A 23,606-nucleotide genomic window follows, 5' to 3' on the forward strand; every position below is an offset into this window, starting at 1 on the left:
TTCGGGGCGGTGCTGCGACAAACGGGGCTGGGGAACTGGCAACGTCGTCAGGCGGTTACGGCGGGTTCCGGGTGGAAGAGGCAATACAGATTGCGGCCCTCCCGTTTGGCGCGATACATGGCAATGTCGGCGGCCTGCATCAGCTCATTGGCGGTAGTGCCATCCTCCGGATAGAGACTCACCCCGATGCTGGCACCGACGATTACCTCTTCGCCCCCCCACGCGATAAGGCTGGCTGGCAATTCCCAGGAGCCGGCGGGCGACACAGTGCACGTCGTCGATATGGTTCATCTCCGGCAACAGGATAATGAATTCGTCACCGCCCAGCCTGGCGAGAGTATCGTCTTCCCGCAGGCAGCTCTGAACCCGGTGAGTGAACTGCAGAAGCAGTTCGTCACCGGTAGCATGGCCCAGGGTATCGTTGACCTGCTTGAAATGGTCCAGGTCCATGAACATGACGGCCAACAGCATCTCCTTGCGGTGCGCGTGACGGATGGCATGTTCCAGCCGGTCTTCAAGCAGACGCCCGTTGGGCACACCTGTAAGTGCATCGTAGTACGCCAGCTGTCGGATCTGTTCCTCATCCCTGCGGTGCTGGGTAATATCGGTGAAAAGCCCGGCGTAATGGGTGGTCTCGCCATCATCGTCAGTAATCGCCGTGATGGTCAGCAGTTCCAGGTAGAGTTCGCCGGTTTTGCGACGGTTCCAGATTTCGCCGCGCCAGTAGCCGTGAGTTGTGAGCGAGTGCCACATCCGTTGGTAGAAGTCTGCATCGTGGCGGCCGGATGACAGGATTTCCGGCGTCTTCCCGATGACCTCCTCGGGTGAATAGCCGGTGAGATGGGTAAAGGCGGGATTGACGAACTCGATGGTGACATTGGCGTCCGTAACCATAATGCCCTCAAACGACGACTCAATAACCCGCTCCGCCAGCTGTAATGTCCTGCGGGACCTTGCCAGTGCCTGATCCCGTTGTTCCAGGGCAGTGCGCAAGTCGTCCAGATACATCCGCTCCGCACCGGCCAGCATGTCATGGTAGCCAATCAGCCCTATGACATCGCCATTGCCGCCCGTGACCGCAAGATGCCGGATGTGCTTTTCCAGCAGCAAATCCCTGGCATTAATCAATGGCTCGGTTTCGTGCACGGAAAGCAGGGGTTGTGTGGCAAGCTGTGATGCGGGACTGTTGCCTACGTGACGGGCGATAAAACGGACAATATCGCGCTCGGTGAGTATTCCCAGCCCCTCGTCGCATTTCACCACCACGGCATCGGTATGTTGGCTGTGCATCTGGCGGGCCACGGCCGAGACGGGCGTTGTCCCGTCCACGACAACCGCAGGGCCCGGGATGACTGCTTTGACTTCCCTTAGCCGCAGATAAGGCTCAAGACCCTGGTTCAGGGCCATATCGGTCTGGGAGAGGATGCCAATCGGGCAGTCCTCATCATCTACTACAAGAAAATGCCGGCGGTTCTGTTCGCGAAACTCAACGGCTGCCGCTCCTATTTCCATGGAATGCGGCAGAGTGGCAACCGGCGCGCTCATTACTGATGCCACGGGTTGCTGCAGGACGGCAGAGTCTGAAAAGTCCACTGCCAATGCATCATGTTCGGTCCAGATTCCGGCAACCCGACCACCTTCAACGACCAGAATGGAGCTTACCGCCTGATCCGCCATGCGTGCTGCAGCCTGCGCAATGGTTGTATCCGGTGCGCACTGGAGCAGCATGCCGCTATGCATGATGCGGGAAATGGGAAATTGCGGCCCCATTGAGTCTCCTCAGGTATCATTTTTCGTGAAGTTGTCTGACATTATTCTGGACTGGATCAGGTCAGGCAATTTTGACAAGCGTCAAAGGCCTGTCAGTCCTATGCTTTACTGTAGGTGGAATTTATTCGGGGAAAATCCCGGCACAGGAGGTCCAAATGAGCAATCGCAAATCGGAACTGGAAACCCTTCGCGCTGACCTGAAAGCGCGACTGGCAAAGTATGAGGCCCATCAGCACCGGCAGGATGGTGCCCTGGAGAAGGACTCCGAAGAACAGGCAGTGCAGACCCAGAATGATGAAGTGGTCGATTCGCTGGAGACAGAAACCCGCAATGAGCTGGCCCAGATAGAGCGCGCTCTGGAACGGCTGTCCAATGGCCTGGGCGACGAGTGTGAGCGCTGCGGGGAGGAGATAGACCCGCGGCGGTTGCAGGTACTACCCTACACTACGGTATGCGTGAAATGCGCAGAAGATTGACCTGTTAGCAAGGAGGCCTGATGTCTGCCGCTGCCCGTTCTGATACCTCACCCGACGGCCTGCCGAAGAGCAGGGTGATCGGGTTGATTCTTGGGCCCCTGTTCCTGTTCATTACTCTGATTATCCCGGCCCCGGAAGGGATGGGGGCAGAGGCCTGGGCAGCGCTGGGGCTGATGCTGCTGATGGCGACCTGGTGGTCAACGGAAGCCATCCCCATTCCGGCAACGGCACTGATTCCGATTGTGCTGATACCTGCACTGGGACTGGGGGACATCAAAGACGCGACCACACCCTATGCCAATCCCATCATCTTCCTGTTTCTTGGCGGTTTTACGCTGGGCCTGGCGATGCAGCGTTGGAATCTGCACCGGCGTATAGCCTTGCTGACACTGCGCGGTGTGGGCGACAGGCCGCGACGCCAGATTGCCGGCTTCATGATTGCCACTGCCTTTCTGAGCATGTGGGTCAGCAACACGGCGACATCGATCATGATGTTGCCGATTGGCCTGTCAGTGATTGCAATGATGGACTCTTCCAACCCGGAAGGCGTAAGGCGTTACGCCACGGCGTTGCTTCTGGCGATTGCCTATTCTGCCAGCATCGGTGGGATCGCCACCCTGATCGGCACCCCGCCCAATGCCTTGCTGGCAGCCTACCTGAGTGAAAACCAGGGTATTTCGGTTGGCTTTGCCCAGTGGATGCTGCTGGGTATTCCCGTGTCGTTGGTGATGCTGTCACTGACCTGGTGGTGGCTGACCCGCAGGGATTTTGGGCTGGGTAGTCAGGCCGGCAGTGGTGACATGATACAGGACGAGTTAAAAGCCCTGGGTGCGTTGCAGAAAGGTGAAAAACTGGTAGCGCTGGTGTTCGTAGTGACGGCGGCGGCCTGGATCTTCCGGCCGCTGTTGTCCGATGGGTTTATGCCGTGGCTCAGTGATACCGGCATTGCCATAGCTGCCGCCATCGCCATGTTCCTGGTCCCGGTTAACCTCAAAGAGCGGGAATTCCTGCTCGACTGGGAAACCGCCCAGGGGATTCCCTGGGGCGTATTGCTGTTGTTCGGCGGTGGACTTGCCATGGCGGGAGTGATCAGTAGCTCGGGCCTTGCAGAATGGATCGCCGAAAGCCTGTCGGTGGCTGGCCACCTGCCGGTGCTGGTGATGGTGGCCCTGGTAGTGGCGGTTATTATTTTCCTCACAGAGGTCACCAGCAATACCGCCACAGCGGCCGCCTTCTTGCCGTTGCTTGGGGCGCTGGCGATGTCCCAGGAAATGTCGGTCCTGCTGCTGACCGTGCCGGCCGCTATTGCCGCCAGTTGCGCGTTCATGATGCCGGTGGCGACGCCGCCCAACGCCATCGTTTTCTCCAGCGGCCACATGAAGATCCAGGATATGATCAGCGCAGGTTTTGCCCTTAACCTTCTCGGAATTGTTGTGGTGACTGCGCTCAGCTACCTGCTGCTTGGGCTGGTATTTACCATCTGACCGGGGCAGTGGTACGACCCCGGTTTCATTCTCCCTGAATCTTGCTCAGCAGGTCCTTGGCCAGTTCGATGGCCTCGGACCGGTGGCTGATATTCTGCTTCTGGTAAAGGCTGCGGATATGGGTCTTGACCGTGGTTGAGGCCACCTTAAGGTGCTCGGCAATCTGGTCATTGGAAAGGCCGGCGTGGATCAGGCTCAGTATCTGCCACTCCCTGCGGGTCAGCGGCGACGTCCGGATCAGTTCGGGAACATCCGGACGATCAATGATGTCCTGAATGATGGCTTCGTCCAGCGAGATGCGAATCGCCCGGCTGAAGTCCCGCTGCTGCTGCGCCAGCTGGATCAGTCGTTCCGCCCGCTGCAGCTCCATGCCGTCGATGGCGTCATCGTTGATGAGTGCTTTCAGAATGACAATCAGCACCTTGCCCATACGCAGGAAGCTGCCCACCGCGCCGGTGGTACTGGCCAGCTGTAGCGCTGTCACCATGTGCCTGAGGGCATTCTCCCGATCCTCGGTATTCCAGTACAGCAGCGCCAGTGCAATATGATTGCGGTTCAGATCGGTTTTCAGCCCGACCTGTTCAGCCACGGCCTGCAACCCTGTTAGCAGCGGTTGCGCCTTGGTGTAGAGGCCAAGGCTCATATAGGCCCGGGCACGGTTGCGTCCGTTACACTGGTTGAAATGGTTGGTTGCAGTGGCCGGATCAACGGGCGGTGCAATCGTCAGCCAGCGCTGGATAGCGTCGTGATCCCGCACGGCATCCCAGTAGGCCAGCATGGTGGCGTGGGCATTGGCGACCCAATCAAGATGATAGTCACCGGACGCAAGCATCTTCTGGATCTTGGCAATATAGTCAGCGCAAAGGCTCTGGCGGCCACGGGCGTGGGCTACCTTCGCCAGTGATGTATAGCTCTGCACATACCAGCGTTCGCCTTGAGCCTCCAGAATTTCAATCCCCTGGAGGGCACAGCGCTCAGCGTTCTCCAGGTGATGCCATTCCCACATGATCTGGCTGCGGATACGGAACAGGAACTCCAGAATCGGAAGGTGGTTGAGATTGTTCTCCTCAGCATACTGAAAGCCACGCTCCTGGATGTTGTAGGCCTTTTGCAGGAGCCCCATAGCCACACTGATTTCAGACTGCTGGCACAAGGCCCAGATGACATTCTGGTGGGCCTGATGGGCCCGGGCGAGGTGCTCGGTTTCCTGCATGCGTGCGAGGGCTTCTTCGAGTTCGCCCTGAACGAAAAGGGCTTCGCCGATCACGGAGGCGGCGGCCACCCGGGAGGTGGGCAGGTAGCGAGCCTCCTGGTCTATCGCTTCCCGGGCCAGAGCCAGTGCCCGCTCACCATCACCATAGTTCATGGCGACCTGGGCCCGGATGGCGCTGAATTCGCCGTATACGGCCCGTTGGGTGTCTTCAGTCATCGAGGCTGCCAGCCTGGATTCGGCGGCAGACAGCCAGTTCTCGACATCATCAAACTGATACTGGCCCTGGGCCACCCAGGCCCGGAGCAGGGTCAGCGTAGGATCCTGGGCAATGACATCCTGGGGAAGGGCATCGAGGCACCGCTGCAGCAGGATGAACTGGCCTTCAGTGAAAAACTTGCGCCCGTGAATGGTCAAGACCCGGGTAATCCGTTCAGGGTCACCGGCCTCTCGGGCGTGTCGTGCTGCTTCCTCCGCGTGGTCCAGTTCCAGCCAGGCATCACAGGCACGTTGGTGCAGTCGCTGCCTGTTTTCCTGGGTTGTGCAACTCAGCAAATGCCGCAGGTACACGGAGAACAGCGGGTGGTAGCGGAACCACAAGGCAGAATTGTCCACCGGCGTGATAAACAGCCCCATGGCAAGCAGGCTGCTTAGCAATGCCTGGCCGTCGCTGTCGTCCATCACACGCATGACCATCCTCGCATTGAAGCGGTCCAGTATGCTGGTGCGCAACAGGAACTTGCGTTGCTGCTCGATCAGGCCGTGGCCAACAAGTTCATCAAAATAATCAAAGATATGCTGATTACCGAACTCCAGTTGGTCGACGAAATCGTTGAATTCAAGACTCGTCATCGCCGATGCGGACAGAAGTTGAAGCGCTGACACCCAGCCCTCAACCCGCCTTACTGCTCTCTCAATACTCTCACGGGAAATCTCGAACGGTAGACGGCTGTCGAAATAGTGCTGGGCCTCATCGGCGCCAAACGCCAGCTCCCGGGAGGTGATCTCAGACATCCGGCCCTGCATGCGGAGCTGGGCAACACCGATGGGAGGAATGGTGCGGGTAATCAGCACCAGCGTCAGCCGGGCCGGCTGGTGCCGGAGGAGAAATCGTAACGCATCGTGGATGTCCGGATTGTCGATCAGATGATAGTCGTCGAACACCAGATACAGCGGGTCCCCGTCCAGCGGCAGCTCCGCCAGCAGGTCGGTGAGGAAACTCTCAAGGTTATCGTAACCCTTGTCCTGCAGCTTTTTGAGTGTGGTAGTGCAGTTACCGGGCACCGCCACCTCCAGCGCGTTACCCAGATAGCCTGCGAATCTTGCGGGCTCATTGTCTCCGATCTCCAACCGGTACCAGGCAGTGTTTGCCTCTAGCGCCCCGAGCCGGTCAGCAACGGTGGTGGTCTTGCCATACCCTGCCGGGGCGTGAACCAACAGCAGGCTGATTGGCTCCAGGCCATGGAGAAGGTCGTTGAATTTTTCCCGTTGTAGCAAGGCAGGCGGGGGCTGGGGGCTCTGGTTTTTGGCGGCAATGAACGTCAGTTGTCCCGGCTTCAGTGTTGTTGTCATCAGGATCTTCAGTAATTGGTGTCAGACAGTGGCATGGGATGTGATACCGGCTTTCAACTTCGGCGTCAACTTATCCCGGGTGTGTCTTGACGGGCATGAACCAGTTCTCAAAACCGGCAGAGTGGGCCCCTTCTGCAGCGGCAGATTTGAGGCACAGTTATCTTTAAGGGAGTAACGATTTCGGTATCTTACCGTAACAAGATGTAACTCAGGAAACGTCATGTCTAATAATAACAGGAACTTCGTCTGACCATGCTGCTGGTACTCGCCGGATCCATCCTCACGTTCACTATGGCCCAGGAGGCCGTCGTTGTTGAGCCTTATCAGCAGGGCACCATCGTTATTGAACAGGATTTTGATACCAGCCCGATAGAGCTCAGAACCGACACACGTGTGGAGCCGCTGGTAGAGCAGCAGTTCCGCAACATCGTGCGGCAGGCCTATGACTACAGCTGTGGCAGTGCAGCGTTAACCACCGTGTTGAATTTTTACCTGGGCAGGAATCTCGGAGAACGGCAGGTGATGGAAGGCCTGCTTCATTACGGAGAGAGCGAGCGCATTGTTCAGCGGCGCGCCTTCTCCATGCTTGATATGAAGCGGCTGGTGACCGCCCTGGGTTATCCCTCCGGAGGTTTCCGCGCCACCATTGATGACCTGATTGACCTTGACCATCCAGCCATCGTTCCGATCCAGCATGCTGGCTTCAAGCACTTTGTGGTTCTCAGAACCATCCGGGACGGACGTGTATACCTGGCTGATCCGGCGGTGGGCAACATTTCCTTTACGCTCGCCCAGTTCGAGGAAAAGTGGGATGACAATGTTCTTTTTATCGTTTTCCCGGGAAGCGACAAACCGTTGGATTACCTTGAACTGAAGGAGGAGGACCTGCGGTTTGTGGATGACGACACAATGACATTGCTTGCGCTGCAGAAGATTCCGGAGTTTCACGAGTCCACCGAACGCCGCATCCGGAACATGCTGGAACGTCAGAAGAACAATCCGGATGGCAGTGTCGAGAATACCAGAAAGCAGCTGTTCTACCGTCGCAATTAACGTGCAGGGCGCCAAGCTCTTGCACAGGAACCATTACAAGTAAAATAAGGGAGTCAGGATGAATCGTTGGTTAGTGCGAGGTTTTATCCTTGTTTCCGTGACTGGCCTTTACTCAACCATGGCGCTGTCGCAGGAAGGAAACGTAGACCAGGCCAGGGAGGCGCTTGCAAAACAGGAGGGTGACGAAGACTCCGCCAAGCAGCTTGAGGAGGTTTTTCAGTCGGCAGAGACCAGTTATTCGTTGCAGAAAAAGGGCACTCACGCGCTCAACTACTCCTTCGATTACTCTTACACCGGCGACCAGCGGCTGGATCTTGCAATTACTGACGGCTCCGTTCGAAATCTGGATGTTGTGCCTTCTGCCACCCACAGCTTCACAAACGCATTCTCCTACGATTACGGCCTGCTGGATAACCTGACGGTCGGTACCCGTATTCCGCTGGTGGTCAAGCACGACACCCAGGATGAACTCAGCGTTTACGATTTTGGCGATATCTCTGCCACGGCACGCTGGCAGCCCTTTTCCTACGTACCAGGGAAAATGTCCACCACGGTTTTCGGCACTTTTACATCCAAAACCGGGGTCAGTCCCTATGAAATCGATATCGATGAGCAGCTGTCCACCGGTAGCGGCTATTACTCGCTTGCAGGCGGTGTGAGCGTGTCGAAGGTGCTGGATCCGGTGGTGGTATTCGGCTCTGTCAGCTCAACCTACAACCTTCCGGAAACCGACCTGCAGCAGGTGAGGGGCGCGCGGGTACTGGAAGAGATCGAACCGGGCTTTGGTCTCTCTGCCTCCGGTGGTTTCGCCTACTCGCTTTCCTATGACATTTCTCTCAGCATTTCGGCGCAACTGAGTTACAGCGACGAAACCATTCTTTCCTTCAGCGACGGATCCGAGGCGGTTGCCCAGGATCAGATGAGTGGCTTTCTCAGCATGTCGCTCGGCACCCGTGTGAGTGATACCACCATTGTTAATACCAGCCTTGGTATCGGCCTGACCGAAGACGCACCGGATTTTTCGCTGGGCGTGTCCCTGCCCATCAGATTCTCAGGTCTCAAAGAGTGAGTTCAGCCTCTGACGTTTTACGGGAAGGGAAGATTTCATGGGTATAACCAGCCACAAAAAACGGATTGCCGGTGCCATCATCGCAGCCTCGGTAACCTGTGGTGTCGAGGCGCAGCTGGCACAGAACCTTACCATTCACCCCAAGGCCCTGGCATTGGGGAACGCCGTTACGGCAGATCCACCCGGCATCATGGCCATTCACTACAATCCGGCGGGCCTGACCAAGCTTGATGGGCGCCAGCTTGAAGTGAACCTGATGAGTATCTATCTGGATATCGATGCGGATTTCCACGCCCCGGACGGCTACGAGATTTTCGGTATTGATGGCCTTGAGACAGATCCCCTGACCGGGAAACAGCGTGATCCCGTTGCCAACAAACACAGCCATACCAATAACGTTGCTCTCTATGTGCCGGGGGTTGGCATACTGAGGGCGCCTCCGGGACCTGCAGTGGCGCCATCTGCCGGTATCAGTATCAACCCGCCGGGGTCGAAGCTCACCTTCGGTAATGCCTTCTATCTGCCTCTGGCTGCCGGATTCTATCGGGACAAGGACGATCCGGGTCGCTACATGCCCCAGGCAACGGCCCTTCAGCGGACAACGTATCTGTCGCCCACAGTCGGATACAAGATCAATGATGAATGGGCCGTTGGTGCCGGTATCCACCTCTCCCATATGGGCATTGCCGCTGATCAGTACATGCGCGCCCCGAATATGCTGCTGGGCGTTGCTGAAGTTCTTCAGGATGCCTTTAACTGTGAAAGCGGGGACGAGCCTCTGCAGCCCTGGCTGGCACTTTGCGGCGGTAACGTCGGCCCCTGGGATGATATCGGTGCACTCAGTATAAATGTGCAGGAAACGCTGTCGCCCACTTACGCGCTTGGGGTGATGTGGGAACCGACGGACTGGTTTACCTGGGGCGCAAGCTATACCTCGGAAGCCGACATGAACCTCAAGGGTACTTTCGAGATCGAGTATACCGACGACTGGTCCGGTTTCTGGCAAAGCGTGAACGGGTCTGTGCTGGGCGCCATCACTTCGGCCATTCTGAGCCTGCCGTCCGGGGCGCCCAGGGAGGCGGGCAATGTATCCATGGACCTGACCTATCCCCAGCATTTCCAGACCGGTATCAGTGTGGATGTGCATCCCAAGCTGACCGTCAATGTGGATGTGGGCTGGACCGACTACAAACAGTGGGATGCCTTTGTGTTCCGGTTCGACCGCAACCTGGAATTCCTCAATGCCGCGAGAATTCTGTCGCCGGACAATGCCACGCCGAGTACTTTACGGTTGCCGCTTGGCTTTACGGACCAGTGGAACTGGGGTTTCGGCCTGGAATTCCATGCCTCATCCCGTCTGGATCTCCGCGCGGGAGTCGAAATTCGCGACTCGGTCATTCCCGATGACCAGCGCAGTATCATGGCGCCATTTGGCGGGGCCAATCTATACAGCGTCGGGATGGGCTATCAGTGGGACAAGGACACTGAAATTGACATGAACCTGAGTTACCTGCAGTCCATCGAAACCATTCCGGCCAATGGCAGTTGTAACCTGAACTGTGACAATATAACCAACATCATCTACAACCCCTACGCGGGCCTGGATGTAAAAACCTCGCTTCGGGTGGTGATGGCGGGCCTAAGCTTCCGCACCAAATTCTGACGCGAAAACGTCTGCAAACAGGGTGATCAGCCCCCATGCGTAAATGCCATTTGTTGGTTGTCACCTGTCTGGTTGTCGCCATGGCAGGATGCCAGTCCTCAGGTTCAACTTCATCAGCAGGCCGCGAGGGGTATTTTACCTGGGTCGATGAGCAGGGTCAGGTGCGGCATACGCCGATCCCGGAAGCTGCGGCTGATAACGAGAAAGCTGACGAAGAGCGTGGGCAGAAAGATCAGGAAGAAGCGCAGAGAGCAGACGGGACAGAAAGTCGCGAGAGCTTAGCGTCACAAAAGTATGACGATGAATTCAATCTGGAAAACTACCCGGACGGTAATCAACTGGAAAAAGACGGTTATATCCGGCCCGGAGAGCCCCAGCCCTATTTCACGTGGCGGGATGCGGAGGGCAATTTCCGTGTCAGCTATTATCAGCCGGATACCCGGTCCGCCGTTGAAAAGGGACGTATAAAACCGCCGGTCGAGCTGACGGAAGCGAGTATTCATCAGGCCGGCGCGGTGTCGGGGGAGGCCGCCCTGCCAGAGGGTGCTGATCCTGAGGCCATGGCGGTTCTGGGTATGGAGCCCAATGCGGAATCCTTCTTTGCACAATGGTCCCGTAAGTGCTGCCGGAATATGGACAGGGCAGAGTCAGAGGACTGGCAGCAGGGCCGGGAATTCGGCATTGATATGGACGAAACTGCCCCTGTCCATTCTTTCAGCACCGGCGATAGCCCTTATCGACTGGTAAGGCTGCCCTCGGCGGAAACTCATAATGATTTCATCCTTCGTCTCAGGTCGTTTGCCAATAACGGGGTCTTTGTGCCTTCCGTGGCTTTTCTGGATGGCTCTTTTGCGCCTGTGCGTGTGGTAACCGACCTGGTCGCCGAATATGTGCCGGAATCCTGGCACAGTCATGGCTTTCTCCAGGCCTATATTCCGGTCTTTCCAGGGCGGGGGGAGCGCTGGATAGTGCTGTTTACGCGGGACGAGGACCTGGCCGGCCAAACCGTCATCGAGGGAAAATACGGGCCCGAGGCCATTCCCCACACCCGTACCGGCGAGCTCGGACTTTCACGGGAAGGGGAGTGAGCAGGCACTAGTCCTCAGGCTTACTCAGATCGAGCCACTGCTGGGATAGCCAGTAGAAACTGCCATCCCGAGCAGGGTGGGTGCAGTTGTAGCGGAAGCGACGGCTGTTGAAACGCTCGGGGGCTTTGAGCATGACTTTATTGCCAGTGGCCTTGAAATCTATACGGCCCTGTCCCGAAGCAAAACAGCTCAGCCTGTCTGGGCTGATGCCGTCCTGGAGAGTGAACTCAAGAGTCGGCGGGTTGTTTTCAATAACGCCATCCGGCAGTTCGTCGGCATCCACAGGTAGCGCCTTGCTGCGCAGCTTGTCCTTCAGACTGTTGAGCTGGCCATAGGCATTCGCCATGGGGAAGCGGGGCAGTCGGGTGGCCCCGGAGGTAGCGCCGATGGCACCCGACTGTTGGCCATAGCCAAGCCAACCGCGTTCGGAAATCTTTTCCTCCAGTGCTTCGTCAAATTCGCCGTAGGGATAGGCGAACATCGGAACATCAATGCCCAGCCTGTCTGCCAGGGTTTCCTGGGCGATATCCAGGCTGCTTTCCACGCGTTGTGCCCAGTCGTCCTGACTTTCATCCGGGCGCTTAGCCAGGTGGCCGTGGTCCTCGCTGTGGTTGGCAATGGTCACGCCGCTTCTTTTACGTACCTCATCAAGCTGGTCCCACGTCATGTAGCCATGGCTGCCTATGGCATCGGTGTTAACGAAGATGGTGTACGGGTAACCTCGCTTATCGAGCTCCGGTACTGCGCTGGAATAGACCGATTCGTAGGCATCGTCAAAGGTAATGGCTGCCTGCTTCCGGCTATCCAGCTTGCCATCCAGTGCCTCGCGGGTGCCGCTCTCCAGAGGTACAACCTCGATGCCCAGCTCCTCAATCATGTCCATCTGCCCCTCGAACAGAGAGACAGAGGTGCTGGTGGAGGGAGGTGTGGAATCACTGACATGATGATACTGAAGCACCACGAGATCAGCTTTCGCGGCCAGGGCAAAACCGGCCAGCGATACCATCAGAAGGGATCGGGTCGTCAATCGTTTCACCATTGTGTCGTCCTCTGTGATCTGGATGTCAGGTTCTGAAGTGAGCCTTCAGCACGGAAAACGCCTGATTCAGGTGTTGAATGGTTTCGGTTTCACCGCCACGGTCCGGGTGTGCCCGCATCACGGCTCTGCGGAACCGATGTTTCACCTCATCAAATCCTGCCGGTATGCCGTCAAAGCCGAGGGTAGCGGCTGCTTCACGGGTCTCCACGGGTTCCGGCCGATACCCGCTGCGCCCGGCCCAGAAGTCATCCATCATCCGGTTTATGGATTCTTCGGGCATCTCATACTTGGACAGGTCCAGGTAGAAGTTTCGTAACTCGTCTGCCTGGTCAGGAACACCCGTGCCGCCCACAACGGTGCTCTGCTGAAGCCGGATAACCAGGGGTGAAATGGTGAGCGTCTCCCCGTTGGTGGCGAGTTGATCCCGGAGACGGTAAAGCACGTGGAACAGCAGAAAGTGAACCGGATAGAGCTTATCCGGCTCCGCAAAGTTTACGGTACCGATCAGCTCCCAAGGCGCCTTCTGTAGCGTCTTGATGAGCCCGAGCTCATTAATTCCGGCCGGGTTCTGCCGCAGTATGCGCTCGGTGGCAACCAACAGGTGCTGAATCTGGAAATTCAGTTTGTCGTTCTGGGAGCCTGGATCGGGAGTTGGCGTGGCGTTCGCTGCCATATCAGGTTGATTCATCCTGTCATGGTAGGGGACGGGGCGTTATTACGGAAGAGGGAGTCCAGTTTCAAACCGTTAAGAAACAGATTGGTCGCGAATCGTGTGGCATTTATGGCCTCTGCTTCCGCCTGGGCCGGATGCTTGTGCGCCCGGTGAGCAAGGCGCAGGCTGAGTTCATAGCCAACCCCGAAAAAGGCTGCGCACAGATACTCCTGGTCAACGTCAGGCAGCAGGCCACGATCAATGGCGTTTTTCACGTCATCTTCAAGTGAAATCATAGTGAGCCCTAGAATATCTGAACCGAACAGTTCCCGTATGGCGCGGTCGTTGCGATGGGCAAGTTCGTACACCAGCGGGTCATTGGCGGTGGCTTTGAACAGCGCGAAATAGGCAAAGTAGATGAAGTCGTCTGTCGAACTGGCAGTCTGCCGGCTTTCGGTAAGATTATGGTTGAGCTGGCCGAGAAAGTCGGTCAACAGGGCCGCAAAAATGTCCTGTTTGCTGGAAAAATAATTGTAGAAAGTGCCTGCTGCCAGGCCGGTGCGGCGTACGATATCGCGGATGGTGGAGTTGTCGTAACCGCGTTCCCGGAAACACTCCCGGGCTGCATCCAGTATGGCTTTGCGGTTACGAATGCGGTTGAACTCGCGCTTGCCGTACGCTTCTTTTTTTGTCTCTGACATATCCATGTCTGTATCCTGTCCCTGGAACATTTGCACGCGTATAATCCGACGCTCACTGACCCTATGAACGACGTTATCTATGTCCGAAGCAATCACTGCCAACTCCGAAACTGCCCTGAACTCTGAAGCAGCACGCAGGCAGAAACTGGAATTCAATAAGCTGCAGAAGCGCCTGCGCCGGGAAATGGGGCAGGCAATTGCTGATTTCTCGATGATCGAAGCCGGCGATAAAGTCATGTGCTGCCTCTCCGGCGGCAAGGACTCTTACGCCATGCTGGATATTCTGCTCAACCTTCAGAAAAGCGCGCCGGTGCGCTTTGAGCTGATTGCCGTGAACCTGGATCAGAAACAACCGGGTTTCCCGGAGGAAGTGTTGCCGGAGTATCTGGAGGCGCTCGGTATTGAGTACCACATCATCGAGAAGGACACTTACAGTATTGTTAAGGAAAAAGTGCCCGAAGGGAAGACCACCTGTGGACTTTGTTCCCGCCTACGTCGCGGAATTCTCTATAATTTTGCGGAAGAACACAGAGTGACAAAGATTGCTCTGGGCCATCACCGTGACGATCTGCTGGAAACCCTGTTCCTCAATATGTTCTACGGCGGCAAGCTCAAGTCCATGCCGCCGGTGCTGCATAGTGATGACGGTCGTAATACGGTCATCCGGCCTTTGGCGTATAGCCGTGAGAAGGACATCGCCCGCTACGCCAGGCTGCGGGAGTTCCCGATCATTCCGTGTAACCTCTGTGGTTCCCAGGAAAACCTGCAGCGCCAGGTGATCAAAGACATGTTCCAGAGTTGGGACAAACAGCATCCCGGGCGTCTGGAAACCATGTTCCGCGCCCTGTGCAATGTGGAGCCGTCCCACCTTGCCGATACAGGGCTTTACGATTTCCGTGAGGGGGCCCGGCGTTCAGGGGGTGGCCAGGGCGTGGGAACGGTTGAGCCGGACGCCCCGGATTTCGGCCGGCTGGATGTGCTCAATATCTGAGAGAAGGCGAAAACACTACCCGTGCCCGGAATGCATCATTGCGGAGAGTGGCAGGGTCCAGATCCCAAAGCCGATCAGTAGTAACCCGGCTAACTGTCGGAAACGCCTCTGTTCCCGGAGCTTGCTGATCCACGCGGCGGCGTAGCCGGTTGCCAGCATTGAGGGCAGGGTGCCCAGGCCAAAGAACATCATGGTTGCAGCAGCGCTGCCTACGGTAGGCTGCAAGGCGGCCCAGCCCAGCGTGCTGTAGACCAGGCCACAGGGTAGCCACCCCCACAGTGCCCCGAGAGCCAGAGCCTGCCCAGCGTGGTGCACCGGCAGTACGCGACTTGTAAGTGGGGAAAGGCGTTTCCAGACCGGGCCGCCTATTCGCTCTACATAGCGGATGCCCTGCCACCACTGCCCCATGGAAAGCCCCATCAGAATCAGTAGTATGCCTGCCAGGGTCCGGAGAAGGGGGCCCAGTTGCGTCCAGTAGCCAGCCGCACTGGTACTGAGCAAGGCAAGCAGCGCTGCAATAAGGGTGTAGCTGCCGATGCGCCCGCCGTTGAAGGCCAGCAGCATGAAGGTCTGGCGAAGTCGAAAGCCCTTGCCTACCGGCAGGGCCATGGAGAGGGAAGCACTGATGCCGCCACACATACTCAGACAGTGGGTGCTGCCCAATAGCCCGATCAGGAAGGCGCTGGAATAACTCAGGTAAAGTTCGTCGCCCATCAGGAGGTCTGGTCGTCTCCGGGGTTGTCATCCTCGGCCTTGGTCACCGGGGAGCGTTTATCGCGGGAGGCCGTTTGCTGTTGTGGCTGCTTTGCGTCGTCCGGGATTTTGTCCTTGTCATCATCGTAGAGAATGCGATGGGCTGGGCCATCCAGGTCATCATACTGGCCGTTTTTCACCGCCCACGAGAACAGGACAATGCCCAAGGCTACGAGTACCAGCATGACCGGAACAAGGATCATCACGATTTTCACGGCGCTACCTCAAGCATTGCGGGGGGATTTCTCTTCCACGGTATCAGGACGTTGCCTCGGCGCCAACCGTCGGCGCTGACGCTTCCGGCCTTTGCCGTGTTCGCCCCAGCCTCATGGCATTGAGTACCACTACCAGCGAACTGATCGACATTCCGATGGCAGCCAACCAGGGCGGCACCAGCCCGGCAGCTGCGAGGGGAAGGGCGCACAGGTTATAACCCAGAGCCCAGGCCATATTCTGGCGAATGATGCGACGGGTGCGTTGGGCGGTTTTTAGCGCTTCGGCCAGTTGGGTCAGCTGCCCATTGAGCAGTATGGCATCTGCCTTGAGCTGCGTCAGGTCAGCGGCGCTACCCATAGCCACCGACACGCCGGCGCCTGCCATTGAGGGCAGATCGTTGAGTCCATCCCCGACCATCATGATGTGGCGGCCCTGTTCACGTAGTTCTTCAAGAACCTGAAGCTTGTCTTCGGGTGATGCCTGACCGATGGCTTCATCGATACCCAGCATTTGTGCAATCTGCGTAACATGGCCAGAGCGGTCGCCACTGAGCAGAATGGTTCGCAGGCCGGCCTGTTGCAGCATCTGCACCGCTGCTTTTGCGTCGGGCCGAGGCTCGTCGTCCAGTGTGAAGCGGGCAAGCCATTGCGAGTCATTCGCCAGCCAGATTTCCATGCCCCGCTGGTCGTCGCATGCAGGCGACTCGTGGCCGGTGCTGGCCTGCACAAAATCCCTGTGGCCTATGTAAAGGCGATGTCCGTCGAGTTTACCGGACAGCCCTCCGCCGAGATGGTTCTGTACGTTCCGCGCGGATGGGCTGCGCAGATGGTGAAACACCCTGGCAATAGGATGCTCCGAGTGTTTCTCCAGGCTTGCTGCCATTTCAAGGCACTGCTCTCCGCTGTAGGGGCCGAACACGCGGGTGTCTACGAGGCTGAGCTCGCCCCGGGTCAGAGTGCCTGTTTTGTCGAAAACGACTGTATCGATCGTGTTCAAAGATTCGAGCGTATGCCCGCGGGTGGGGAGCAGCCCAAGCTTTCGAAGCCGCATGGTAGCCGAGGTAATGGCTGTGGGTGTGGCCAGGGAAAGGGCGCAGGGGCAGGTTACCACCAGTACCGACAGGGTAATGTCAAAGGCATTGTCCGCGCCTGCCAGCCACCAGCCGATCCAGATGAGCGGGGCGAGAATCAATACGCGGCTGACAAAAACACCGGCGATGCGGTCAGCCATCAGCGCCACTGGCGGTTTTTCCGACTGAACCCGGTCAAGTATGCGAAGGATACCCGACAGTCGCGTCTGGGCCCCCGCACGGCGGACCTCAACTTCCAGTGGGTTCTCGCCGTTGACGCTGCCTGCATGGACCTCATCGCCGGGGTTGCGGGTTTCAGGCAGGTACTCCCCGGTCAGGGCGGCCTCATTGAGGGTCGAATTACCGCTGACGATAATGCCGTCGGCCGGCAGGGTTTCCCCCGGCCTGACCCTGATCACGTCGCCTGCGGCCAGGTCATGGGTCGAGATTATTTCGCTTTCGTCGCCACGGATCCGGCTGGCCACCATTGGCTGGAAACCGGCTAACGCATTGCCGGTCAGCCCAGCCCGGTAACGCGCTTGCATTTCGATGTAACGGCCAAGCTGGAGGAAGAACGTAAACATGCACACGGATTCAAAGTAGACTTCCTCGCCTCCGAAGACCGTCACCCAGGCGCTGGCGACATAGGCAAGCCCAATGGCCGTGGCCACTGGCACATCCATGGTCAGGTGCCGGCTGCGAAGGTCTCTCAATGCATTGGTAAAGAAAGGACGCGCACTGTAGAGGACGACAGGGGTAGCCACCAGAAGACTGAACCAGCGGAAAAAGCTGACAAACTCCGGTGACAGCTCACTGACCAGTTCAAAATACAGGGGAAAGGCCAGCATCATGGTCTGGAAAGAGCCAATGCCGGCAACGGCCAGGCGGATTAACGCTGACCGGTGCTCTGCTTTCAGTGCCGATTCGGCTTCATCGGCCTGATAGGGGCGGGCGCGATAACCCAGTTCGTGGATGGCGATCAGCAAGTCGCTGAGCCTCGACTGTTCCGGATTCCAGACCAGGCGAGCCCGCTGGGTGCTGTGGTTAACGGAGAAGGAAGTCACCCCGGGCTGCTTTGCCATATGATTTTCCAGTAACCATATGCAGGCGGCGCAGGTGATGTCGTTGATCAGCAGTGTCGCTTCCTGGCCGGACCTGACCGGTGCAACGAAGGATTTCTGCACCAGTGGATGGTCCAGCTCCCGTAGCCGGTTGATCTCAGAGCCTGTCAGTTCTTTGGGGGTAACCGCAGGTTCGGTGCGGAACTGATAAAAGCCGTCGAGGCCCTCGGCCCGGATTGTCTCGCAAACGGCTTTGCAACCCTGGCAGCAAAAGTGACGTAGCTCTCCGTCAAGCTCGAGTGTGATAGCGGGTTTGCCGGGAGCCGGCTCCCCGCAATGATAGCAATTCAAGGGTTTCACCCGCGGTCTTCAGCGCCCGCGCCGAGGGTCAGTGGACGTTCTGATGGCAGGTTGGACTCGCCTTTCAGTCGCCAGTCATTATCCGGGCCCCGCAAATCAAAGTACCAGCGGCCCTCTATAGACTGGTTCAGATTCGCTGTGTAACGACCGTCGCCCATCGAGCGGAACTGAACAGTACGGTCACGGTCGGCGATGGTTGGGTGGAACAGGTTAAGAATCAGGTAGGGGAAGTCTGCGCGGCCCTCAGTTGTGTCCATGGACAGGCTGATTTCCCGTTCTTCGAAGGCGATTTCTGCGCTGAGCCCGAGTTCTTTTGCGGTCTGGTCACGGGCGATCTCCATATTGATGCCGCGCCCTTCCTTGGAATAATCGTCCGTTACCATCGAGTTGTCAGTGTTGAGTGCGACCGTGATCGCGATGGTACACCAGACAATAGCGGCTCCCGGGAAAATCAGCAGGAACAGGAGCCAGGGCTGACGGTACCAGGGACCTGTGGATGTGTTTTCAGTCATAGTTGTATCTCTCAGTGCTGATTTCCGGGGCGCGGAAATCAGCGATTAGGAGCAATAAAGCGGCTTTCGGTTTCCAGCACCAGCGTATCATCAGATTCTGATTCAATCCTGAACACGATGGCATTGTTGCTTTCCGAGATAATTTCGGGGTCGACATCCACCACGGTCGGAACAGAGCGGTTTTCTCCGCTGTCGACGGTCACGGTAGTTGCAGTCAGCACTCTGATACCTTCCAGTCCCGAAGCCGAGATCGTAAAGACCTGGGGTACTTCGGTCATGTTGGCGATCTTCAGGGTGTAGCTGTTCTCGATCCGGCCCTCCCCATTGTAGCCAAAGGGCGCGCCCCGATCTTTAAGCACGTCGAGCTGTGCCGGAACCCGTGTCATGATCGTGACGGTGATGGCGGCCATCATTGCCAGCAGTACAAGCCCGTAACCGAAGGTTCGCGGCCGCAGGAGCTTGGAGGTTTTGCCTTCCAGCTCGTTTTCCGTGGTGTAGCGAATAAGGCCCCGTGGATAGTTCATCTTGTCCATGACCTCGTCACAGGCATCAATGCATAGGGCACAGCCAATACATTCATACTGCAGGCCGTCGCGAATATCGATGCCGGTCGGGCATACCTGGACGCACTGGCCACAGTCGATACAGTCGCCCAAACCCAGTTCCGCTGGGTCAATGCCCTTCTTGCGGCTCCCCCTCGGCTCTCCCCGGTTAGGATCATACGACACCACGCGAGTGTTGGGGTCGAACATCACGGACTGGAAGCGGGCATATGGGCACATGTACAGGCACACCTGCTCACGCATCCAGCCGGCGTTCAGGTAGGTGGCCACGGTAAAGAAGGCCACCCAGAAGTAGGCCCAGCCATTGGCCTGAAGAGTAAACAGGTCGGTGATCAGTTCCCGGACAGGGTAGAAGTACCCTACAAATGTGATGCCCGTGGCCAGCGCGATAAGCAGCCAGGCCGAATGCTTGGCGGATTTCTTGGCAATTTTCTCCGCCGAGCGGGGCGCCTTGTCCAGTTTCATTCGCTTGTTGCGACTGCCCTCAATGCGTTCTTCCACCCACATAAAGATAAAGGTCCAGACTGTTTGCGGGCAGGTATAACCACACCAGACCCGGCCAAAGAGCGTGGTAATAAAGAACAGGCCGAAGGCACAGATGATCAGCATGCCGGACAGCAGGATAAAATCCTGTGGGTAGAAAGTGGCCCCGTAGAGGTGAAATTCCCGCGCCGGGAGGTCAAAGTGAATCAGCGGCTGGCCATCCACTGTGATCCAGACAAACAGAAAATACATGCCCATCAGGGCCGTCAGGCTAACGTTGCGGATACGCTGAAAGAAGCCCTTGACCTCTTTCACATAGATCTTCTTGCGGCTGGCGTAAAGCTCGACAGTTCCGGCGTTTTTGTTTTTGTTATCGGAGGCGTCAGAGGATGGGTCAACCTGTTTGACCGGAATCTCACTGCTCATCGTTAACCTCCCGATGATGTGGCGCCCGTATCACAGAGGGCTGTGGGGCAGAGGATCTTCTCAAGCCTGTGCCCGCGGTGGGCAGACACAGGGTTGAGCAGACCGGGCCGGGGCAAGCCCCGGCCGGACACTCAGTTGGACAGGCTGTAAACGTATGCAGCCAGAATCTGGATCTGATCATCAGAGAGCCGGTCGCCCTGGGCGGGCATCTGGTTCTGACGGCCGTTAACAACGGTTTCCCTGATCCAGTCATAGGTGGAACCGTAGAGCCATGTGTTGTCCGTCAGGTCTGGCGCACCAAGAGCCTGGTTGCCTTTGCCCTCGGGGCCATGACAGGCCACGCACGCCTGGGCATAGACTTCTTTACCCTTTTCTGCTGCTTCGGCGTTCTTTTCGCGGCCACTGTAACTCAGGACAAAGTTGACTACCTGATCGACCTGTTCATTGGTCATGTTCGGCATGGTGCCCTTGGCAGGCATATTGCCATTGCGACCCTGGTGCAGCGTGGTCAGGATTGAATCAGGGTCGCCCCCGTACAGCCAGTCGTCGTCGGTCAGATTCGGAAAACCGAGAGAACCGCGACCGGCAGAGCCATGGCAGACAGAACAGTTGTTGGCGAACAATCGCTGGCCCATTTTCATGGCGTCGTCGTTCTCTGCAAGCTGTTCCACCGGTGTATCACCAAACTTGGCGTAGAGTTCACCGTATGTCGCTTCAGCCTCCTGGACCTCCGCTTCCCACTGATTGGTGGAGGTCCACCCCAGCAGGCCCTTGAAGTTACCCAGCCCGGGATAGAGCGCCAGATAGCCAAGTGCAAAAATACAGGTAGCCAGAAACAGGTAGAACCACCACTTTGGCAGCGGGTTGTCATACTCTTCAATGCCATCAAAGGAATGGCCCACGGTTCTATCGGTTTCAGTATCGGTTGTCTGGCCCTTGCGGGTGGCATAGAGAAGCCACCAGCACCCAAACACAGTACCGAGCACGATCACGCTGATCCAGATGCTCCAGAAGGTACTCATTGCTTTTTCTCCGTCTTGTCCTGTTCGTCTAGAGTACGCTTTTCCACTTCGTCATCTTCAAAGGGCAGGTTGGCTGCCTCTTCGTTGGCCTTCTTGCGATGCTTGCTGAAAGCCCACCAGATGATGCCGATGAACATGGCCATCAAGACCAGTGTGTGAATACCGCGTAAGTCGTTTACGTCCATGGGAATCACCGTTTCTCTGAGATCACCGTACCAAGCTGTTGCAGGTACGCGACCAGAGCTTCGATTTCGAATTTGCCCTTAACTTCATCGGCGGCCCCTGCAATCTGCTCGTCAGTGTATGGCACACCGAGAGTCTGGAGTGTTCTCAGCTTGGCGGCGATGTCGGTATGGTCGATGCGGTCTTCAAACAGCCAGGGGAAAGCCGGCATGTTCGATTCCGGTACCACGCTGCGTGGGTCGTACAGGTGCTGGCGCTGCCAGGCGTCTGAGTAGCGGCCGCCAACACGGGCAAGGTCAGGCCCGGTGCGTTTTGAGCCCCACAGGAACGGGCGGTCATAAACGAACTCACCCGCAACGGAGTAGTGGCCGTAGCGCTCGGTTTCGGCGCGGAAGGGCCGGATCTGCTGAGTATGGCAGACATGGCAGCCTTCACGGATATAAATATCCCTGCCTTCCAGTTCCAGGGCCGACAACGGCTCCAGGCCTTCTACCGGCTCGTTGGTTTCCTTGATAAAGAACAGCGGAACCACCTCGGCAAGAAAGCCGCCACTGATGGTCAGAATGATCAGTACGATCATTATCCCGATGTTCTTTTCAACAATTTCGTGTTTCATCAGTAATGTCTCCCGTTACGCCGCTTGCGCTGCTGTATTGTCCTGAGCAACGGCCTGTTTCTGACGCACGGTCATGTAAACGTTGTATGCCATTACCAGCATACCGGCCAGGAAAATCACGCCGCCGAGGAACCGCACAAAGTAGCCCGGATAAGACGCTTCAAGTGCCTCAACAAAGCTGTAGGTCAGTGTGCCGTCTTCGTTGACAGCTCTCCACATCAGGCCCTGCATGATGCCGTTCACCCACATAGCCACGATATAGAGCACGGTACCTACCGTTGCCAGCCAGAAGTGCACGTTGATCATGGCTGTGCTGTACATGGCCTGAAGGCCCCACAGCTTGGGAATCAGGTGATAAACAGCACCGATGCTGATCATGGCAACCCAGCCCAGCGCGCCGGAGTGAACATGGCCGATGGTCCAGTCGGTATTGTGTGACAGCGCGTTCACGGTCTTGATGGACATCATCGGGCCTTCAAACGTGGACATACCGTAGAACGACAGGGATACCACCAGGAATCGCAGGATCGGATCGGTGCGCAGTTTGTGCCAGGCGCCTGACAGGGTCATCATGCCGTTGATCATGCCACCCCAGGAAGGCGCCAGCAGGATCAGGGACATGACCATGCCTGCGGTCTGGGCCCAGTCCGGTAGCGCGGAGTAGTGCAGGTGGTGGCCGCCGGCCCACACGTAGGTGGCGATCAGTGCCCAGAAGTGGACAATCGACAGGCGATAGGAGTAAACCGGACGGTTGGCCTGTTTGGGCACAAAATAGTACATCATGCCGAGGAAGCCGGCAGTCAGGAAGAAGCCAACGGCATTGTGGCCGTACCACCACTGCATCATCGCGTCAGTGACACCGGCATAGGCGGAGTATGACTTGAAGGCAGTCGCCGGCAGCGCCATGCTGTTACCGATATGAAGTACGGCAACGGTAATAATGAATGCGCCGTAGAACCAGTTCGCTACATAGATGTGCGGCGTACTGCGCTTCATGACGGTGCCGAAGAACACCACCGCGTATGCTACCCATACCAGAGTGATTGCGATGTCGATCGGCCATTCAAGCTCGGCATATTCCTTGGAGGTGGTCAAACCCATTGGCAGGGTAATGGCTGCTGCCACGATAATGGCCTGCCAGCCCCAGAAGGTAAACGCAGCCAACGGGCCTGAAAACAGACGGGCCTGGCAGGTGCGCTGCACCACATAGTAGGCTGTAGCGAACAGTGCGCTTCCGCCAAAGCCGAAAATAACGGCGTTGGTATGCAACGGCCGCAAACGGCCGAAATGTGTCCAGGGCAGGTCGAGGTTGAGGGCGGGCCAGACCAGTTGTGCTGCAATCAGCACGCCCAGGGCCATACCTACAATCCCCCATACCACTGTCATGATGGCAAACTGCCTTACCACCTTGTAGTTGTATGTCAGGTTTGGATTTACTGTGCTCATAGCCTTACCAATGGGTTCAGAGTGGGAAAGATGCGGGCGCAAGTATGGAGAAAGCATTATCGGTTTGCAATGACTCAGATCAACTCGCCAGCTCTGTCAAATTCGTCTAAATCAGTAACATGGCGAAT

At 57.3% G+C, this 23,606-nt stretch carries 22 protein-coding genes; 7 read left to right on the forward strand and 15 right to left on the reverse strand.

The features are described from left to right. Positions 1 to 47: 47 nt before the first annotated feature. Both FO268_RS23215 and FO268_RS09100 read right to left on the reverse strand, forming a co-directional pair. The gene (locus FO268_RS23215) at positions 48 to 182 is read right to left on the reverse strand and encodes a diguanylate cyclase domain-containing protein (RefSeq protein ID WP_263645064.1); all 135 of its coding nucleotides are present in this window, start codon (positions 180 to 182) and stop codon (positions 48 to 50) included. After that, positions 145 to 1,770, reverse strand: coding sequence for a diguanylate cyclase domain-containing protein (locus FO268_RS09100; protein ID WP_263645065.1), 1,626 nt, complete (start codon positions 1,768 to 1,770; stop codon positions 145 to 147). Before FO268_RS09100 ends, FO268_RS23215 begins: the two co-directional genes overlap by 38 nt. Positions 1,771 to 1,925: 155 nt before the next feature. On the opposite strand from FO268_RS09100, the gene FO268_RS09105 reads away from it, so the two are divergent. Together FO268_RS09105 and FO268_RS09110 are read left to right on the forward strand one after the other, a co-directional pair. Then, positions 1,926 to 2,246: a TraR/DksA family transcriptional regulator gene (locus FO268_RS09105; RefSeq protein ID WP_150992171.1), complete on the forward strand. Its 321-nt coding sequence runs from the start codon at positions 1,926 to 1,928 to the stop codon at positions 2,244 to 2,246. Positions 2,247 to 2,266: 20 nt separating this feature from the next. Further along, positions 2,267 to 3,730 carry an SLC13 family permease gene (locus FO268_RS09110; RefSeq protein ID WP_150992173.1) on the forward strand — a complete coding sequence of 488 codons (1,464 nt, stop codon included), beginning with the start codon at positions 2,267 to 2,269 and terminating at the stop codon, positions 3,728 to 3,730. A 25-nt stretch (positions 3,731 to 3,755) separates the two neighbouring features. On the opposite strand, the gene malT is transcribed toward FO268_RS09110, so the two are convergent. Then, complete coding sequence (malT, locus tag FO268_RS09115) at positions 3,756 to 6,512, reverse strand: HTH-type transcriptional regulator MalT (RefSeq protein WP_150992175.1); 2,757 nt, start codon at positions 6,510 to 6,512, stop codon at positions 3,756 to 3,758. A gap of 252 nt (positions 6,513 to 6,764) precedes the next feature. Between malT and FO268_RS09120 the strand changes: the two genes are divergently transcribed. The 4 genes from FO268_RS09120 to FO268_RS09135 are packed head-to-tail and all read left to right on the forward strand — an operon-like array spanning position 6,765 to position 11,385. Then, on the forward strand, positions 6,765 to 7,565 hold the full coding sequence (locus FO268_RS09120) for a C39 family peptidase (protein WP_150992177.1): 801 nt from the start codon (positions 6,765 to 6,767) through the stop codon (positions 7,563 to 7,565). 58 nt (positions 7,566 to 7,623) lie between these two features. Further along, positions 7,624 to 8,634 carry a transporter gene (locus tag FO268_RS09125; RefSeq protein WP_150992179.1) on the forward strand — a complete coding sequence of 337 codons (1,011 nt, stop codon included), beginning with the start codon at positions 7,624 to 7,626 and terminating at the stop codon, positions 8,632 to 8,634. A 37-nt stretch (positions 8,635 to 8,671) separates the two neighbouring features. Beyond that, on the forward strand, positions 8,672 to 10,297 hold the full coding sequence (locus FO268_RS09130) for an OmpP1/FadL family transporter (protein WP_150992181.1): 1,626 nt from the start codon (positions 8,672 to 8,674) through the stop codon (positions 10,295 to 10,297). A 35-nt stretch (positions 10,298 to 10,332) separates the two neighbouring features. After that, positions 10,333 to 11,385 (forward strand): MalM family protein, encoded by a 1,053-nt coding sequence (locus FO268_RS09135; protein WP_150992183.1) that lies wholly within the window; start codon positions 10,333 to 10,335, stop codon positions 11,383 to 11,385. Positions 11,386 to 11,392: 7 nt separating this feature from the next. On the opposite strand, the gene FO268_RS09140 is transcribed toward FO268_RS09135, so the two are convergent. From FO268_RS09140 to FO268_RS09150, 3 genes are read right to left on the reverse strand one after another with little or no spacing between them, the layout of a single operon-like run. Beyond that, a complete protein-coding gene (locus tag FO268_RS09140) occupies positions 11,393 to 12,391 on the reverse strand; it encodes a polysaccharide deacetylase family protein (RefSeq protein ID WP_404802919.1) in 999 nt (332 codons plus the stop codon). 58 nt (positions 12,392 to 12,449) lie between these two features. Beyond that, the gene (locus FO268_RS09145; protein WP_191966930.1) at positions 12,450 to 13,097 is read right to left on the reverse strand and encodes a DNA-J related domain-containing protein; all 648 of its coding nucleotides are present in this window, start codon (positions 13,095 to 13,097) and stop codon (positions 12,450 to 12,452) included. A gap of 11 nt (positions 13,098 to 13,108) precedes the next feature. Then, complete coding sequence (locus FO268_RS09150) at positions 13,109 to 13,777, reverse strand: TetR/AcrR family transcriptional regulator (RefSeq protein WP_225316562.1); 669 nt, start codon at positions 13,775 to 13,777, stop codon at positions 13,109 to 13,111. 79 nt (positions 13,778 to 13,856) lie between these two features. On the opposite strand from FO268_RS09150, the gene ttcA reads away from it, so the two are divergent. Further along, entirely contained in the window at positions 13,857 to 14,768 is a 912-nt protein-coding gene (gene ttcA, locus FO268_RS09155) for a tRNA 2-thiocytidine(32) synthetase TtcA (protein ID WP_150992192.1), read from the forward strand. Positions 14,769 to 14,783: 15 nt separating this feature from the next. On the opposite strand, the gene FO268_RS09160 is transcribed toward ttcA, so the two are convergent. From FO268_RS09160 to ccoN, 9 genes are all read right to left on the reverse strand, one after another. Beyond that, positions 14,784 to 15,482, reverse strand: coding sequence for a sulfite exporter TauE/SafE family protein (locus FO268_RS09160; protein ID WP_150992194.1), 699 nt, complete (start codon positions 15,480 to 15,482; stop codon positions 14,784 to 14,786). Next, entirely contained in the window at positions 15,482 to 15,736 is a 255-nt protein-coding gene (ccoS, locus tag FO268_RS09165) for a cbb3-type cytochrome oxidase assembly protein CcoS (protein WP_150992195.1), read from the reverse strand. Before ccoS ends, FO268_RS09160 begins: the two co-directional genes overlap by 1 nt. A 43-nt stretch (positions 15,737 to 15,779) precedes the next feature. Next, entirely contained in the window at positions 15,780 to 18,227 is a 2,448-nt protein-coding gene (locus FO268_RS09170; RefSeq protein ID WP_150992198.1) for a heavy metal translocating P-type ATPase, read from the reverse strand. After that, positions 18,224 to 18,739 carry a FixH family protein gene (locus tag FO268_RS09175; RefSeq protein WP_150992200.1) on the reverse strand — a complete coding sequence of 172 codons (516 nt, stop codon included), beginning with the start codon at positions 18,737 to 18,739 and terminating at the stop codon, positions 18,224 to 18,226. The genes FO268_RS09170 and FO268_RS09175 overlap by 4 nt, the downstream gene beginning before the upstream one ends. 38 nt (positions 18,740 to 18,777) lie before the next feature. Beyond that, complete coding sequence (ccoG, locus tag FO268_RS09180; RefSeq protein WP_150992202.1) at positions 18,778 to 20,211, reverse strand: cytochrome c oxidase accessory protein CcoG; 1,434 nt, start codon at positions 20,209 to 20,211, stop codon at positions 18,778 to 18,780. A 131-nt stretch (positions 20,212 to 20,342) separates the two neighbouring features. Then, complete coding sequence (gene ccoP / locus FO268_RS09185) at positions 20,343 to 21,233, reverse strand: cytochrome-c oxidase, cbb3-type subunit III (protein ID WP_150992204.1); 891 nt, start codon at positions 21,231 to 21,233, stop codon at positions 20,343 to 20,345. Further along, positions 21,230 to 21,418, reverse strand: a complete 189-nt coding sequence (locus FO268_RS09190) for a cbb3-type cytochrome oxidase subunit 3 (RefSeq protein WP_150992206.1) — start codon at positions 21,416 to 21,418, stop codon at positions 21,230 to 21,232. Before FO268_RS09190 ends, ccoP begins: the two co-directional genes overlap by 4 nt. 5 nt (positions 21,419 to 21,423) lie before the next feature. Further along, positions 21,424 to 22,032, reverse strand: a complete 609-nt coding sequence (gene ccoO, locus FO268_RS09195; protein WP_150992208.1) for a cytochrome-c oxidase, cbb3-type subunit II — start codon at positions 22,030 to 22,032, stop codon at positions 21,424 to 21,426. 15 nt (positions 22,033 to 22,047) lie between these two features. Continuing rightward, a complete protein-coding gene (ccoN, locus tag FO268_RS09200; RefSeq protein ID WP_150992210.1) occupies positions 22,048 to 23,478 on the reverse strand; it encodes a cytochrome-c oxidase, cbb3-type subunit I in 1,431 nt (476 codons plus the stop codon). Positions 23,479 to 23,606: the final 128 nt, after the last annotated feature.

It is taken from the genome of Marinobacter denitrificans (genome assembly GCF_008795955.1).
Classification (GTDB): domain Bacteria; phylum Pseudomonadota; class Gammaproteobacteria; order Pseudomonadales; family Oleiphilaceae; genus Marinobacter; species Marinobacter denitrificans.